This is a genomic window from Clostridium tetanomorphum (assembly GCF_017873215.1).
Lineage (GTDB): Bacteria > Bacillota > Clostridia > Clostridiales > Clostridiaceae > Clostridium_AO > Clostridium_AO tetanomorphum.
On the sequence record NZ_JAGGKA010000009.1, the window covers coordinates 16598 to 33356 of the forward strand.

Here is a 16759-nt window from a genome sequence, read left to right on the forward strand (position 1 = left end):
GTATAGCTGTCCATAGCATTAAAATATGGATGGCTATATTTATGCAATCATTAAGTTTACTGTATTTCCTCTAGTTTTCTATATAGAGTTGCTATACTTATTCCTAACTTTTTAGCTATGGCCTTTTTCCCTTCAGTACTATTTCCATAATAATTCATAAGTTTACTTATTACTTTTTTCTCATATTGTGATATCATTTCTTTAAGACTCATATTTAAAGATAATTCATCTTTTTCTTTTATTATTCTCTTCTCTAATAAATTTTCATCTATGAAATCTCCACTTGCAAAATTAATAGCATATTCAATAATATTTTGAAGCTCCCTTACATTACCTGGAAAAGAATATTTTAATAATATATCCTGTCCTCTTTTACTAAAACCTTTTATATTTTTTCTATATATCTTATTAAATCTATTTAAAAAATAATTAGCAAGTTCTATAATATCTTCCTTTCTTTCTCTCAATGGTGGGATATTTATAGGTATAACACTTAATCTATAAAATAAATCCTCTCTAAATTCTCCTTTTTGCACTTTCTCTATTAAATTTTTATTAGTTGCTGCAATTATTCTAGAATCTATTTTTATAGCTTTTACACCCCCAACTCTTACAATCTCTTTCTCTTCTAATACTCTTAAAAGTTTCACTTGTAAATGCAAAGGTAAATCTCCTATTTCATCTAAAAATACTGTACCATTTTTAGCAATTTCAAATTTTCCTATTTTACCATTAGGATTTGCCCCTGTAAAGGCACCTTTTTCATATCCAAAAAGCTCACTCTCAATTAAATTTTCAGGTATAGCACCACAGTTTATAGGAAGAAATAGTTCATTCTTTTTGTCACTTTCTTCATGAATTGCTCTTGCAAATAATTCCTTTCCAGTACCACTTTCCCCCAAAAGAAGTACAGGAGCATTACCCTTTGAAATATGTTGGGCTTGCTTTTTTACTTGTACAAAACTTAGACTATGCCCTACTATTTTTTCAAAGGTATACCCTTCCCAATTTTCACTTATTTTTAAAACTGACCTTTGTAACTTATTAAAATCTTTTAATGTGATAACAGCACTTACCATTTCATCTTCCATATATATAGGAACTAAAGATAATAAAAATTTATATCTTATATCTCCTATTTTTAGATTTGCTTCCTCTTCTTCTAATCTATAATTGTTCTCCCTAAATTTATTTACAATAAACTTAGGGAGTATTTCCTCAATGTTTTTTCCTAAAATATTTTTATTCATTAATTTATTTCTTACATATTTATTGTTAGATAATACTATGCCATTTTTATCAACAATTATTATTCCTTCGTCTACAGAATCAATTACAGTAAGCAATTCAGCTGATTTATATCTTAATTTATTTGAAAAAGCATTTTCTTTAATCCTAGAAGATATAAGTTCACTCATTCTTTTATCAAAATCCTTATAGCTTTCTTGCTTTTTCAAAAAAATTGCCTTTTGTTTTTCAGTAAAAGCTATCATTCCTATAACTCCTTCAACCTTTCCTTCTATAATTATAGGAAAACATACTTCTGCTTTTTCTTTACAAACTCCATTTATCTCACAACTTAAACACTCTTCACAATTTATAGGATTATTAATAAAATAACTCTTACCTGTTTGAATGCATTTCTCAAAAACCGAATTTTTAGGTCCCTTTGAACCAACCTTATTTTTAAGTTTTCCTGTACCTGCAATTCTTTTAAGATTCTTGTCCATAATAGTTATATCTATATCTACAATAGCTTTAATAGTCTCTGCTATTTCTTGAAGCTCATTTTGAATTTTTTCTATCATTTTAGTAACCCCTTTACAAATTTACTTTTACATTAAATTATAATTAGCTTTAATTATAGTGGAATAAATTTACTCATATATAAACTAGTATATTCACCAAAGTTCCCTATTATCCTTTAAAATATTCAAATGTTTATTTTTAACTAATAAGCTATATTATTACTATTACTTAAAATAGACAATGGAAATCATTAAATTTTAATATTAATGATTTCCATTGTCTATTTCCTATACTTTTCTATCCAAGATTTTACTACTACTTGTTCAATTTATTGTCTACATTTGAATTATTATTTGTAACAATTCGTTTTAAAAAAGAATTTTTTATAACAAATTTTTTATCTACTTTACATATCTCACAATCTGTATCCATAAATAAGGAAGGCGTCTTTGATCTAACTAATATTTGAGTTGGATATATACTTTTATGCCCTACAATTAAATAAGAAATAACACAAACAATTGCAGCATACATCCCTACTTCTGAGCCAAAAAGTTCCATGGACATAACTATTCCAGCAATAGGAGTATTAGCACAACTTGCTAAAAAAGATACCATACCTATAGCTGCATAAAAAGCCGTACTACCATTTACTATATTAGCCCAAACATTTCCAGCAGTAGCTCCTACATAAAGCATTGGAGTAAGTATTCCTCCACTACCTCCAGAACCTAATGTAAAGGATGTAGTTATAGTTTTCCAAAAAAACGCAAAAGGATTAACAGCATGTCCTTCAACTGCTTTCTCTATTATTTCTTCTCCTATTCCCATGTATGCTTCACTACCTGTAATTAAAACTACTAATATTACCAATATTCCTCCAATTATACCTTTTAAAGGTTGATATATATTAAGATTTTGAAAACATCTTTCCACAAAGTTTACAAATCTTATAAAAGCCATTGCAAGAACACCTATAATCATTCCAAATACTATCATTCTAAATAACATTACACTAGTACTAAATTCTTTCATATTTACGAAATATTGAATCAAAGGCTTTGTACCTAATGATCTGCCAACAAAAAAGCTTACAAATGCAGATATAAGTGATGGGAATAGAGCCAAATATGCAAATTGCCCTATACATAAGACTTCAGCAGCAAATACCGCTGCTCCTACTGGTGAACCAAATACTCCTACAAATCCAGATGCTATACCACATATTACCACCCTTTTTCTATCAACATCATTTAATTTTAACACTTCTCCAATTTTTGAGGATATACCAGCACCTATTTGAGTTGCAGGTCCCTCCATTCCTACAGAACCACCAAATATTATAGTAATTAAAGTAGTCAAAAGTTTTACAGGTACAACTTTTATGTTCATCTTACCTGCTCTTTTATTTACCGCTTCTATAGCTTTCTCAGTACCATGTCCTTCAGCATCTGGTGCTAACTTCAAAACTATATAACTGCTTAAGAAAAAAGCTATGGGCATTAACAGATAATAATACTTATATCTATGAGTAAATTCTGAAGCAGTACCTACTAATTTAATGAATACAGCTGTAGCTCCACCGACTACGAATCCTATTCCTATGGATATAAGTAGCCACTTAATCATACTTGCTATTAAGACATATTCCTCTAATATGTCCCTTTCCATGTCCCTCTTCATAGAATCATCCTTTCTTTGTATTAGGTTTAATACAATTATTAAAAACAATTTACAATAACTGTATATTTATTTAATTTTTCATAAACTTTTTACACTATTCTATATTAACATAATATTTATAGTTATTTCAAAAAAAATAGTTAGAATTTTTATCTAACATACTATATTTATATGTCATAGGGTTCTAATAGAACCCTATGACTAAAATTATAATTTAATTTTCTCTTGTAGATGGAACAATTGTTGCTACAGTTACACCTGCTGCTATAACGCTTAATCTTGCAAAATTAGCAACTGCTGAAGATGATATTACTGCCTGTCCACCAGCGCTTATACTTATAGGCGTTACCAATTCATTTGTCCAAGTTACTCCATCATCACTTAATTGTATAACTGCTGATGCTGCTCCTACTCCAGCTAATGATATATTAAAGGATACTTCAGTTCTTGCTCCTAAAGGAATTGATGAAGTTGTCTGTGTTCCTGCTCCTGCGAAATTTAAAGTTTCAGTTGGATGAATAGTTGTACTACCTATTAAATAATCTATTACTAATTCTGCCCATACAGTATAATCATTGCCATCTATACCTGCTATGCCTATTAATGCATCATTATTTTCTACTCCTTCTAACATAATACCTGTATTAGGAATAGAACCATCTAGCCAGCCTGTAACTAATGGAATTATAGAAATAGATACATAACTGTTTAAATCACCATCTAAAACATCGTAGCTTCCAGCTGCACTTCCTATTGGTGGTTGATTATTCCAGGTAACAATATTTTCATCAAAATCTTGCAAATTTGGATATACTGTTATAGTTTGCGGTGATACAGTAGCATTTGGAACATCTTTTCTATCTATATAAAGCCTTAAATCTGCTGAGTTGATAGTAACATTTTCAGGCATTTCACTAAGATCAAATTTTAAAAGACTTCTGTAAATATCTCCAGCTCCTTGAAATCTTCCTACAAATAATCTAACAGGATTTGCATAATTCTCATCTGGATAATACTCAGAAATATATGCTGAATTTATTAATCTTAAAGTAGATACTGCCATAATATCACAGCTCCTTATTTTTTTATTCTAGTAATTTAATTTATGCTTACTATATATTATTTTTTAATCGCTAAATATGTGCATCCTTTATTGATAAAGTAATTATGTTAACTCATATAATAATTATTAATGTATTGAAGTAGAAAAAGGTACTGCTGAAGGGCCTAGAGGAGTTAAATCCCAATAAACTGTAGCATTGTTAATTTGTTTTTTTATAAGTGAAGAAGTATTAATTTCATTTATAATTCTTACATCAAAAGAATAAGTTATAGTTACTGGTGCTGCAATAGCATTTACTATAGCTTCTGTTGGAAAGATTACACTGCCTGCTGACGGTAATGTAGTTAGAGTTATAGGTACTCTATTTTTTGTAGCATTTCCTATATAATTTTGTGTTAAGAATGGATAATTATCTATAACCTTTAAATTATATGCTATAGTTCCCTGTGGAACGGTAATATCTAATATATAAGTTATTACATCTTCTATCTTGAATAAGTTTGTTTTAACTATTTGAGATAAAATTATTCCTAAAGCTTTTAATGTAACACTGGATGTTAATACTTCCTTTGGATATGAACAAGGACTATGGTTTTCTAAATAAGATGGCTGTAATATTGCAGTGTTAGTAATCACAGAACCACTTACTAAAGTATTATTAACTATTACATTAAACTTAACAGTCAATCCTTCATCTGGTGGAAGTTTTAATATAGTCATAGTTAAACTTTGTCCTGTTACAATAGGTGTAGTAGTGACTCCATTCCCATAAACTGAGGCACTACCCAAAATATAAGTAAGGCCTATAGGAATAATATCTTTTAATTCCATTTGAAAAACATCTATAACTGTTCCCTCTAAGTTTTGTGGATTATAAATATCTATAATAAAGGTATAAATTTCTCCTGCTTTAATTCCGTTTATATTTGGTCCTAATACAGTTATGTTTAATTTTACATTTGAACAAAAGTCACTTGAGGAAATAGTCATTTTACTCTTTTTCCTCCTTTTTACATAATTTTTCTTATTTATTATATGTAATATTATTTTAATATGTGAAATAATTACAATTTCATATAACATTTAAAGTTGTAACTTCTGTTGTTATACTTACAAATAATAAAAAGATGTTTAAATCAATTGATTTAAACATCTTTTTATTATTTGTATATATCTATTAATAATCCTGTTATCTCATCTATACTACTAGCTACATCTAAATTTTCTTTTTCATCATTCAAAAGCATTTTTGTAAGTTCCTCTAACTTTACATCTATAGTATCAACTGTAATAAAATATTGAGTTTGCCAAAAACTAATATCTTTTTGTACATTATACATATGATCTAATACAGACTGTAAATATTCTTTTATTTTCTTTTTATATGCAAATACATCAGAGTAACACTTAGTTACTACTAGTCTATTACCTTTTTTCTTTATATCTTCTAGCATTTCCTTTAGCTGAGCTTCACTTTTTCTCTCTCTTGCAAAATTAAAGCTTTTAGAGAAGTCTTTCTTATTTGATATTGATTTATTATCATTAGACCTTACTGGAGAATTGTTTCCCACCCTAGATATTTCCATATACATCCCTCACAATATTTTAATGTATTCTACGAACTTTTTAATTATATTATATATTATTTTTAACAAAAAATCATATATGATTAAATTTATTTTATTTTTTTCCAAGTTATGCCCTTATCTTTAGTAATAAAAACCTTATTATTATCTAATAAAAATCCATTATTTAATGTTACAAATTGAATTTTCTTTCCATTAAGATTTATATCACTTTTTATTTCCTGTAAATCTTTTTCTTCATTTTGTAATCTATATATCTTATTTCCATCACTATCTACTATCCATAATATACCATCGTTATCTATACCATAATTAATTCCAATGAAAGGTTTCTTTTCTATAGGCACTGTTGGGATCCAGCTTTCCCCTCCATTATTACTTTTATAAAATATAATAATAGATTTTTCCCCATTATTAAACTCTACAGGAATATAAGCTTTTTTATTTCCTTTACTAAATTTAGGTGGATATGTAGTATAAGTACAACCTTTTACATTAGCATAATTTTTAGGTATATCTAGTTTTTGTAGACTCCAATTTTCTCCTCCATTATTTGTTTTAAATATTAATGGGTGTGATGAACTTGTGCTTTTTACAGTGTAAAAACCATAATTCTTATCCTTAAATTCTATTCCAGTAATTCCTCTAATTCTATCTTCATTAATAGAAGTAATATCATTTTCTCTTAGTATAGTAGTTTTAAATAGCCTTATCCAATTTTTACCCCCATCTATAGTTTTATATAGATAATACTCATTATGTTCCATATCATTAATAATTACAAATCCATTATCCTTATCCAATACTTTAAGTTGAACATTATAATTTTTATCTTTTGTGTAGTCCTTCAATTCTAAAAGAGTGGTATCCCAATTTTTTCCTCTATCTAGTGTTCTATATATATTTACTTTATTTTCTTTCCTATAGGCTATAAATGCTATATTTTCATCTAAAAACTTATATACTATATTTTTCTTATTATCTTTATTATAAGAACTTAAAAATTCTACTAAATATGTATCCTTTGGAGTAACTTCTCTCCAATTAACTCCTTTATTTTCTGTTGTAAGTATTCCTTCTTTTGATATACACCATCCTTTATTTTTATCTATCATATAAAAATCTATAATATTATATTCCTTAACTTCTTTTTTCTTTTCAACATTTTTACCTTTTATTCCATTTTGATCTATAGTTTTACAAGAAGTTAAACTAAATATTATAAAAACTATTGTTAATACTATATATATGCGTTTTTTCATATTATCCTCCTATTTTTAAATATTGCCTCTAGTATAGTTATGCCACATTTTCCATTTTTTATTAAATAAAAATATTAACTTTATATTAACAATAGTTTTTTATTCTAAATGCAACATTTTTAATTGTATAATAAAGTTGTTACTTTTAAAAATTTGTTAAAGACAGGAGGTATAAAAATGATAGAATTTATAAATGTAGGCAAAAGTTTCAAAAGTATTAAAGTATTAAATAATATAAATCTAAAAATCCTTGATGGAGAGTTCTTAATTCTTATTGGTCCTAGTGGTTGCGGTAAAACTACTACCTTAAAAATGATAAATAAATTAATTACGCCCTCCTCTGGAACTATTTTAATTAACGGAGAGGATATATCTAAAAAAAATACTATAGAACTTAGAAGGAATATAGGTTATGTTATCCAGCAAACAGGACTTTTTCCCCATATGACTATAGGTGAAAACATAGAACTAGTCCCCTACTTAAAAAAATGGTCTGAAGAAAAAAGAAAAACTAGATCAAAAGAGTTATTGGATTTGGTAGGATTAGATCCTGATAAATATTTAGATAGATATCCTAGTGAGTTAAGTGGTGGTCAACAACAAAGGGTGGGGGTCGCAAGAGCACTTGCTACAAATCCAGATATAATTTTAATGGATGAACCCTTCAGCGCCCTAGACCCTATTACTAGAAATTCTCTTCAGGAAGAAATCTTTAGACTTCAAGATGAGCTAAAGAAAACTATCGTATTTGTTACCCATGACATGGATGAAGCTTTAAAATTAGGTGATAGAATATGTATTATGAAATCTGGAGATATTGTACAATTTGATACTCCTGAGAGTATATTAAGAAATCCTTCCAAAGGTTTTGTGGAGGACTTTATAGGCAAAAACAAACTTTGGACTACACCTGAGTATATAAAAGCTGAAGATATAATGATAAAAAATCCTATAGTCTCTTCCCCTCATAGAACCTTACTTCAAGGAATTAAAATAATGTCTGATAATAAAGTAGATAGCTTACTTATAGTTGATAATAAAAATAAATTATTAGGTATAGTTACCTCTAAAGATGCACGAAGAAACATGAATTCTTCTAGTATAAAGCTTGAATCCATCATGAGTAAGGATGTAATTTATGCTAATGATGAAGACTCTATATCTGATGTTTTAAGAACAATGAATGAACATAATGTAAGTTTTGTTCCTATAGTAAACAAAGAAAATATTTTAAAAGGATTAATAACTAAAAGTAGCTTAATAACAATATTTGAAGAAAAACTTTTCGACTAAGGTTGGTGATATTAATGAGTTTTAGTAAATTCTTTGATTTTGTATTACTAAAAAAGGGGCAATTATTATCTTTGGCTCTAAAACACATACAATTATCAGCATTGGCTGTGGTAATTGCTATATTAATAGGTATTCCTCTTGGTATATTAATAGCCAAAAAGAGAAAATTAGCTCCTTCAATTATTGGATTAGCTAATATATTACAAGCCATCCCTAGCTTAGCATTAATGGGTTTTTTAATTCCATTTTTGGGCATTGGAGAAACTCCTGCTATAATTATGGTCTGCTTATACTCTCTTTTACCTATAATTAAAAATACTTATACAGGACTAAGTAACATAAACCCAGCTACTATAGAGGCTGGAAAAGCTATGGGAATGACAGAAAGTCAGCTTCTTAGAATGGTCCAGCTTCCTTTAGCCCTTCCAATAATAATGGCAGGTATTAGAATATCTGCTGTTACTGCTGTAGGACTTATGACTATTGCTGCATTTATAGGCGCTGGTGGTTTAGGTGGTTTAATTTTTACCGGTATACAAACTGTAAATCCTGAAATGATTTTGGCTGGTGCTATTCCAGCTTGTATATTAGCTCTTCTTATGGACTTTATTATTGGTAAAGTAGAAAAAGTTGTAGATCCCAAAAATAAAAATAATAAAAGAAGTAAACAATTTGTTGGTATTACAGCCATTATTCTTGTGATAGCTTTAATAATTCCTATGTTTTCTGGATTATTTAGAGGAAACAATAATATAACAATTGGAAGTAAAAGCTTTACTGAATCCAGAATACTTGGTAATATATACGCTATCTTAATTGAAGAAAATACAGATTTAAATGTAATAAGAAAATTTGATATGGCAGGCACTGATGTACTCTTTAAAGCTACTGATATGGGAGAAATAGATATGTACCCTGAATATACAGGCACTATATTAGTAAATATTCTAAAAGAAAAATCCATATCAGATCCAGATAAAACTTACCAAATTGCAAAAAAAGATTTAAAAGAAAAATATAATATAGAATTATTAAAACCTTTAGGATTTAACAATACTTACACTTTAGCTGTAAGACAAGATACTGCAAAAAAATATAACTTAAACTCTTTTTCAGACTTAGCTAAAGTAAGTCAAAATCTTATAATAGGACCTACAATGGAATTCATAGGAAGACCTGATGGACTAAATGGTTTACAAAAAAAATATAATATGAAATTTAAAGAAGTGAAAGGTATGGATGCAGGTTTAAGATACAATGCTATAAACAATAATAGTACAGATGTAATGGATGCCTTTTCTACAGATGGATTATTAGAGGCTTTTAAGCTAAAAGTTTTAAAAGATGATAAAGGATTTTTTCCACCTTACTATGCTGCTCCTATAATTAGAAGTGAAGTGTTAAAAAAGCATGCTGGATTAGAAGAATTGCTAAATAAATTATCTGATGGATTAACTGATGAAGAAATGAGAAAATTAAATTATCAGTGTGATAAACTAGGAAAAGATCCAGAAACAGTAGCAAGAAATTTTTTAAAGTCTAGAAACTTAATTAAATAAAAATAGATATGCCAGATAAGGGTTAACCATATCTGGCATATTAACATAAACTTTAATTACCTGGTATTACTAACTTTTGTCCTATAAATATTAAGTTTACATTGTCAATCTTATTCTCTTCTGCTATTTTTTCATATGAAATATTATATTTTTTACCTATTAAATATAAGCAATCTCCTTCTTTTACTGTATATACGACTTTTTTGTCTGATGGCTTTAATTCAGGTTTTGGCTGTGGCTTAACTTCAGGTTTAACTGCTGATTTAGTTCCTACAGTCAAATATCCAGCTTTAACTACTGAAAGATTTTTAACCTGTTTTAATTCATTTATTAAGGCATCTCTTATTGGTAAATTAGTGTCCTTTAAATTTTTAGCTCCTTTAAAGTCATAGTCATCTCCACCTACAGCCATAAAGTCATTAGTAACAACTGTATAATATTTGTTCATATCAACCCTTGAACCATCTTTTAAAGTCATTTCATATATCCTGTTTCCAAAAGGCTGTTTTAAGTCATATTTAACTTTCAATCCCGAAATAGCTATCCATCCTATTTTCTTATTACCTATACCATTTTCTACAACTCTCTTTATATCTGATCCTTTTAGTTCCATTGTAAATAAAGTGTTATCGAAAGGCATAAGCTCATATAATTTTCCTACAGTAATATTACCTTTTTCTATTGGACATCTAAGTCCTCCACCATTTGTAAGAGCAATTTGCGATTTAGTAGTCTTAGCCATTACATCACAAACCCATTCACCTAATAATGATGGTCCTTCAAATCTATCATGTGGTAAGTCCTTATCTGTTTTTCCTACGACTTCATCTAATTTAGATTTTGAAGCATCTTCATATTTTTTAATTATGGCTTTCCCTGTTTCATCTTCTGGTAAAGTTTTAACCTTTGCTGATAAATCAATAAAAGCTGGTTCTATAGTTACCTTATTAGTCTTAGTATTAAAAGCTACTTCTAATTTTACATAAGCTCTACCATTTTTATTTCCCTGAACTATAGGTATTTTATTAACTTCTCCTGATACAGGTAAGTGAGTATGTGCAGAGATTATAGCATCTACTCCAACATTAGCCTTAGCAAGATCTGCCGCTTCTCCTGTAATTACTTTAGTCTTATTATCTTGGAAAGATCCTAAATGAGTTAAAGCTATGACAACATCAGCCTTTCCCTCTTTTAGCTCTCCACTTCTTAATTTTTTATTCCATTCTTTTGCAGCTACGCTAGCATCCTTAAACTCAGTGTTTTGTACATTAGTTGGTTTAGTCTTAAATAATGTTTCTGGAGTTGCAAGTCCTATGAATCCTATTTTTATTCCATCTATTTCTACTATTTTATATGGTTTTGCCCAATCAACTGGTTTTCCTGTCTTCTTATCATATATATTTGATGCTAGGAAATCAAAACCTCCTTCTTTTGCCCAATTTGCTATTCTTTCAGTTCCCCAATCAAATTCATGATTTCCTACTGCTGAAGCTGTAACTCCGATGTATTTTATCATTTCATTTACTGGAGCACCATAATTTAAATTAGAAAGAGCTGTTCCTTGATATAAATCTCCACCAGATACAACAATAGTATTTTTATTTTCTTTTTTTAAATTGTTTATAGCTGCTGCAAATTTAGCTATTCCTAAATCTTTTCCTGATTCTTTTACCACACCATGATAATCATTAAAAGATATAATATTTACCATCTTGGTATTTTTTGCATCTTCTAAATTTGTTTCTGTAACCGCTGCCACATTTGGTGTTCTTCCATCTTTAGATTGAGGAATCTTTATTCTGCCTTCATTTATTAATTTTACAGTTTCCACTCTTTTTGTTGAATCCCAATTGTTACCTACAATATTCCAATTGTTATTCATTTGTGGAGTTATTACTCCATTCTTTACTTCTACAATATATTTTCCTATTAAATCTCTAATGGGAGTAGCTCCTGCTATATCTTTTTCTATAACCTTTGGTAAACTTCCATCCTTAAATATTTCATTCTTAGAATTTAAAAGATGTGAACTTGCTCTATAATTATTGACTGCTAATTTAAGTGTATCTGTATCTTTTATTGATGTATCATCCATCTTTCTTAAATTAACAATTCTATTTCCTGGCTCTTTTGAAACATCTATATCATACTTAACACCTGAGAACATATCATAATTATATCCTCTTATATTTTCATTAAAGGATAGAGTTAAATCTCCTGGTTTATAAGCATTGTAATAACTTGCTGACCATTCCATATAATCCTTTAGCTGCTTTCCTGTTACTTCTAATAAATATAATGTATTATCATATTTATATATTAATGAAGTATCACTTTTCTTAATTTTTCCTTCTTTCATATTAGCATCTGATCTGAAAGCTGCTGCTGCTGCAACATCTGCTTTTGTATAATACATTTGTACTTCATTTATTAAATTAATCATTGCAGTTTCTTGTATCTGTGAAGTTGGTATCCCCTTCACTTCATCTTCTGGAACTAAATTACCACCTTTAAGTTCTCCAATTATCTTATTAGCATCATCTAAAGCTATTTTATGATATGGATTTAACTTTGCTTCTAAAGCTTTATCTGATTCATAATTTACAGCTTTAGTTTTACTATCTTGCATCCATATAATTTTTGAAGTAACATCTTTAGCTTTATCATTTACTACATATTTTCCACCTTTTTCAGTAAGCTTTATATCTATCTTTGCTAGTGTTTGTGCTAAGTTTTTATTTTCAACTAATAAAGTATTATTGTATCTCGCTCCATCAACAGCTTTATGTTCATGAGCGGCAACTATAGCAGCAAGTTCTGGACATGTATTTGCAAGCTGAACTGCTGAAGAATTCTTGTTTCCATATTCTTCGCCCTCAGACATATGCACTACTGCTATTATCACATTTACTTTATTTTTGATTTCTGATATTGCCTTTTTAGTTTCTTCTATTGGATCTGTAACTTTACAATCCTTTAAATTTTCTGAATCCCATCTTGTTATGTTAGGAGTAGTCATGCCTATAATACCAACTTTTACTCCTGCTTTTTCAAGAATCTTATAAGGAACCCCTAACCTTTTTCCATCTTTTTTATAAACGTTTCCACATAATACTGTACCTTTAAACTTAGAAGCTACCTTGTCCAATGTCGGAATACCATAATTAAACTCATGATTTCCTAAAGTCCATATATCATAACCAATTTCATTCATAGCTAAAATCATTGGATGTATTGCATTATTTAAAAATAAACTAGCTGAATTATCTTGAATAGTATCTCCTGCATCTACAATTATTGTATTAGGATTTGCTTTTTTTAATTCCTTAATTGCAGTAGCAAGTTGTGCCATACTACCTGATTTATTTTCTGAATTAACAGCATACTCGTAAGGTAAAAACTTTCCATGAGTATCGCTTGTTGCAAGTATCTGTATATCTATAGTTTTAGATGCTGCAGATACATTAAATGGTGTAATAAAACTTAAAACCATAGCTAATGATATTAACCATGATGTCCACTTTTTAAGCTGAAGCTTTTTAAACATATAACCTCGCCTTCCTCTCCCCTTTTCTTTCCACTATTTATAAAACTTAAAAAAATAATGGTCTATTAATAATATTATACAATATTTACATAATACTGTAAATAATTATGCAAAAAATTAAATAGAGTCTTGTATATTTTCAAGACTCTATTTATAAATACAACTTATTTTTACTTTTCTCTTGCTCTTATAAATGCTTTTGCTATTTCATTAACTAATAAAGGAACTATAGATAATATTCCTACAAATATCCAATCTTTTGGTAATAAATCAAATACCTTAAATATATTTCTAAAAAACGATACACTTATTACCAATTCCTGCAACAATATACCAAATAATATAGAAGCAATTAAATATTTGTTAGTAAATATTCCTACCTTAAATATTGATTTGCTTGGATGTCTTAAATTTAATGAATGAACTAATTGTGATACACTAAGTACTACGAAAGCCATAGTCTGCGCATGAATCAATGCGCCCTCTGGTATATTTTTGGGAAATAGGGGAAATAAAGTTGTACTTCCTGTATATACTTTTACTCCAACTACGAAGGCTATCAAAGTTAAAATACCAATTAAAATCCCATTTAAAATTAAAAAAGTTCCAGTTGCACCAGCAAACAAGCTAGTTTTTGTATTTCTTGGTTTTTCTTTCATTACCTCTGGATCTCCTGGATCAGCACCTAAAGATAAAGCTGGTAAACTGTCAGTTACTAGATTTACCCATAATAAATGTACAGGTCTAAGTGGCGCAGGCCATCCAAAAAGTATAGCGAAAAATAGTGCTATTATTTCACCTATATTACAAGATAATAAAAATACTATAGATTTTTTTATATTATTAAATATGTTTCTTCCTTCTTTAATTGCAGATACTATAGTTGAAAAATTATCATCAGTTAAAATCATATCTGAAGCACCCTTAGCTACATCAGTACCAGTAATACCCATAGCTACACCTATATCCGCCATCTTTAATGAAGGTGCATCATTAACTCCATCTCCTGTCATAGATACTATATTCCCTTTTGACTTAAAAGCTTTAACTATTCTAACCTTATGCTCTGGTGATACCCTTGCAAACACCCTTAAATTGTCTACCTTTAAAGCTAGTTCTTCATCACTTATTTTATCGAGTTCTGCTCCAAATATAGCTTGTGATTCCTCCTCTGCAATACCTAGTTCTTTAGCTATTGCAAAAGCTGTATTTTTATGATCACCAGTAATCATTATAGTTTTAATACCTGATTTTTTACATTCCTCAATAGAAGCTTTTACTTCTTCTCTCGGTGGGTCAATCATTCCTACTAATCCTATAAACACTAAATCCTTTTCTAAAGAATCTATCTCTATATGTTGAGATTCTATAATTTTAAAAGCAGCTCCTAAAACTCTTAAAGCATCATTTGACATGGAAACAGAAGCATTAGCAATATTTTCTTTTATTTCTTCTGTAATAGGAATTATTTCTCCGTTTATAAAAGCTCTATTACATAACTTAATTAGATTATCTGTAGCTCCTTTTGTCATTACATAGTATTTATCATCATATTTATTCACCGTAGTCATAAGTTTTCTATCTGATTCAAAAGGTATTTCATTTACTCTTAAACGCTTTTCATCAATATCATTCTTTATTATATTATATTTAAAACCAGCTTCAAGTAATGCTATTTCTGTAGGATCTCCTGTTTTCGATTGCTCAGAATATGTAGCATCATTACATAGCACCAAATTTTCTAATAACAATCTATGAATGTTATTACTTGTATTTAATGTGGATATATCTCCTAAATAATTATCTGCATAAAATTTAGTTACAGTCATTTTATTTTGCGTAAGAGTTCCTGTTTTATCTGAACATATTACATTAACTGCCCCTAGAGTTTCAACTGCTGGAAGCTTTCTAACTATAGCATTTTCTTTTATCATTTTTTGAACACCCATAGCAAGAACAATGGTAACTATTGTTGGCAATCCTTCTGGAATAGCTGCTACTGCCAAACTTATAGCTGTTAGAAACATTTCAAACATATCTCTTTTTTGAATTATAGCTATTAAAAACATTACGCCACATATTCCTAAAGCTGCAAAACCTAATGTTTTGCCAAGTTCAGCTAATTTCTTTTGAAGAGGTGTCAAATCCTGTTGTTGAGATTCAAGCATTTTAGCAATCTTACCTATTTCAGTGTTCATTCCTGTACCTGTTGCTATACCTATACCTCTTCCATAAGTTGTAAGTGTAGACATAAAAGCCATATTTCTTTGGTCTCCTAAAGCTGTTTCACTGCTATCTAAAATAAGTTCCGCATCTTTTTCAACTGGTACAGATTCTCCAGTTAGAGCTGATTCTTCAACTTTTAAATTAGCTGTTTCTATAAGTCTTATATCACAAGGCACATATCTCCCTGCATCCAATATTATTATATCTCCTGGTACAACTTCCTCCGATGGAATTTCTTTAAGCTCTCCCTCTCTTTTTACTATAGCTTTAGGTGTTGAAAGCTTTTTTAGAGCTTCAAGAGCTTTTTCTGCCTTTGACTCTTGAACTACTCCAATCACTGCATTTAAAATTATTACGAAACCTATTATAATAGCATCTGTAGTTTCTCCAAGAATACCCGATATAAGTGCAGCTCCTAGTAAAATATAAATAAGCACATCATTTAATTGTTCAAAAAACATTCTAATTAAAGACTTTCCTTCTTTAGCTGTTAATTGATTTAATCCATATTTTTCTTTCCTTTTAGCTACTTCTTCAGTACTAAGTCCATTTACTTCATCAGTAGAAAATTCTTTAATAATATCATCTTTACTTTTGTCAAACCACATATATTTCACCTCTTTTATATTATTTGTCTATAAGATTTAAATTATTAAAATACCTTGACAAAACATTCTACAAAATTTTAATAACCCCTCCTTATTTTAGTAATATTAAGTTAATAATTTTTTGCAAATAAAAAAAGACCTTTGTCCTATTTTAATATAGGACAAAGGTCTTGCAATCTCCAT

At 28.8% G+C, this 16759-nt stretch carries 10 protein-coding genes; 2 read left to right on the plus strand and 8 right to left on the minus strand.

Annotated features, from left to right (window positions below):
* Nucleotides 1-56 precede the first annotated feature (56 nt).
* The 6 genes from J2Z24_RS10160 to J2Z24_RS10185 form a co-directional block, all read right to left on the minus strand.
* On the minus strand, nt 57-1808 hold the full coding sequence (locus J2Z24_RS10160; RefSeq protein WP_035149262.1) for a sigma-54-dependent Fis family transcriptional regulator: 1752 nt from the start codon (nt 1806-1808) through the stop codon (nt 57-59).
* Nucleotides 1809-2064: 256 nt separating this feature from the next.
* Nucleotides 2065-3432: a chloride channel protein gene (locus J2Z24_RS10165; RefSeq protein WP_085059104.1), complete on the minus strand. Its 1368-nt coding sequence runs from the start codon at nt 3430-3432 to the stop codon at nt 2065-2067.
* 214 nt (nt 3433-3646) lie between these two features.
* Nucleotides 3647-4495 (minus strand): DNRLRE domain-containing protein, encoded by an 849-nt coding sequence (locus tag J2Z24_RS10170; protein WP_035149259.1) that lies wholly within the window; start codon nt 4493-4495, stop codon nt 3647-3649.
* Between the two features lie 126 nt (nt 4496-4621).
* Nucleotides 4622-5485: an isopeptide-forming domain-containing fimbrial protein gene (locus tag J2Z24_RS10175; RefSeq protein WP_035149258.1), complete on the minus strand. Its 864-nt coding sequence runs from the start codon at nt 5483-5485 to the stop codon at nt 4622-4624.
* A gap of 170 nt (nt 5486-5655) precedes the next feature.
* Nucleotides 5656-6081, minus strand: coding sequence for a YaaR family protein (locus J2Z24_RS10180; RefSeq protein WP_035149255.1), 426 nt, complete (start codon nt 6079-6081; stop codon nt 5656-5658).
* Between the two features lie 89 nt (nt 6082-6170).
* On the minus strand, nt 6171-7343 hold the full coding sequence (locus tag J2Z24_RS10185) for a beta propeller repeat protein (RefSeq protein ID WP_111947661.1): 1173 nt from the start codon (nt 7341-7343) through the stop codon (nt 6171-6173).
* A 177-nt stretch (nt 7344-7520) separates the two neighbouring features.
* Between J2Z24_RS10185 and J2Z24_RS10190 the strand changes: the two genes are divergently transcribed.
* Both J2Z24_RS10190 and J2Z24_RS10195 read left to right on the plus strand, forming a co-directional pair.
* Nucleotides 7521-8636: an ABC transporter ATP-binding protein gene (locus J2Z24_RS10190; RefSeq protein WP_035149249.1), complete on the plus strand. Its 1116-nt coding sequence runs from the start codon at nt 7521-7523 to the stop codon at nt 8634-8636.
* A gap of 14 nt (nt 8637-8650) precedes the next feature.
* Nucleotides 8651-10195, plus strand: coding sequence for an ABC transporter permease/substrate-binding protein (locus J2Z24_RS10195; RefSeq protein WP_035149246.1), 1545 nt, complete (start codon nt 8651-8653; stop codon nt 10193-10195).
* A gap of 52 nt (nt 10196-10247) precedes the next feature.
* On the opposite strand, the gene J2Z24_RS10200 is transcribed toward J2Z24_RS10195, so the two are convergent.
* The gene (locus J2Z24_RS10200; RefSeq protein WP_051593335.1) at nt 10248-13742 is read right to left on the minus strand and encodes a 5'-nucleotidase C-terminal domain-containing protein; all 3495 of its coding nucleotides are present in this window, start codon (nt 13740-13742) and stop codon (nt 10248-10250) included.
* 170 nt (nt 13743-13912) lie between these two features.
* The gene (locus J2Z24_RS10205) at nt 13913-16576 is read right to left on the minus strand and encodes a cation-translocating P-type ATPase (RefSeq protein WP_035149244.1); all 2664 of its coding nucleotides are present in this window, start codon (nt 16574-16576) and stop codon (nt 13913-13915) included.
* Nucleotides 16577-16759: the final 183 nt, after the last annotated feature.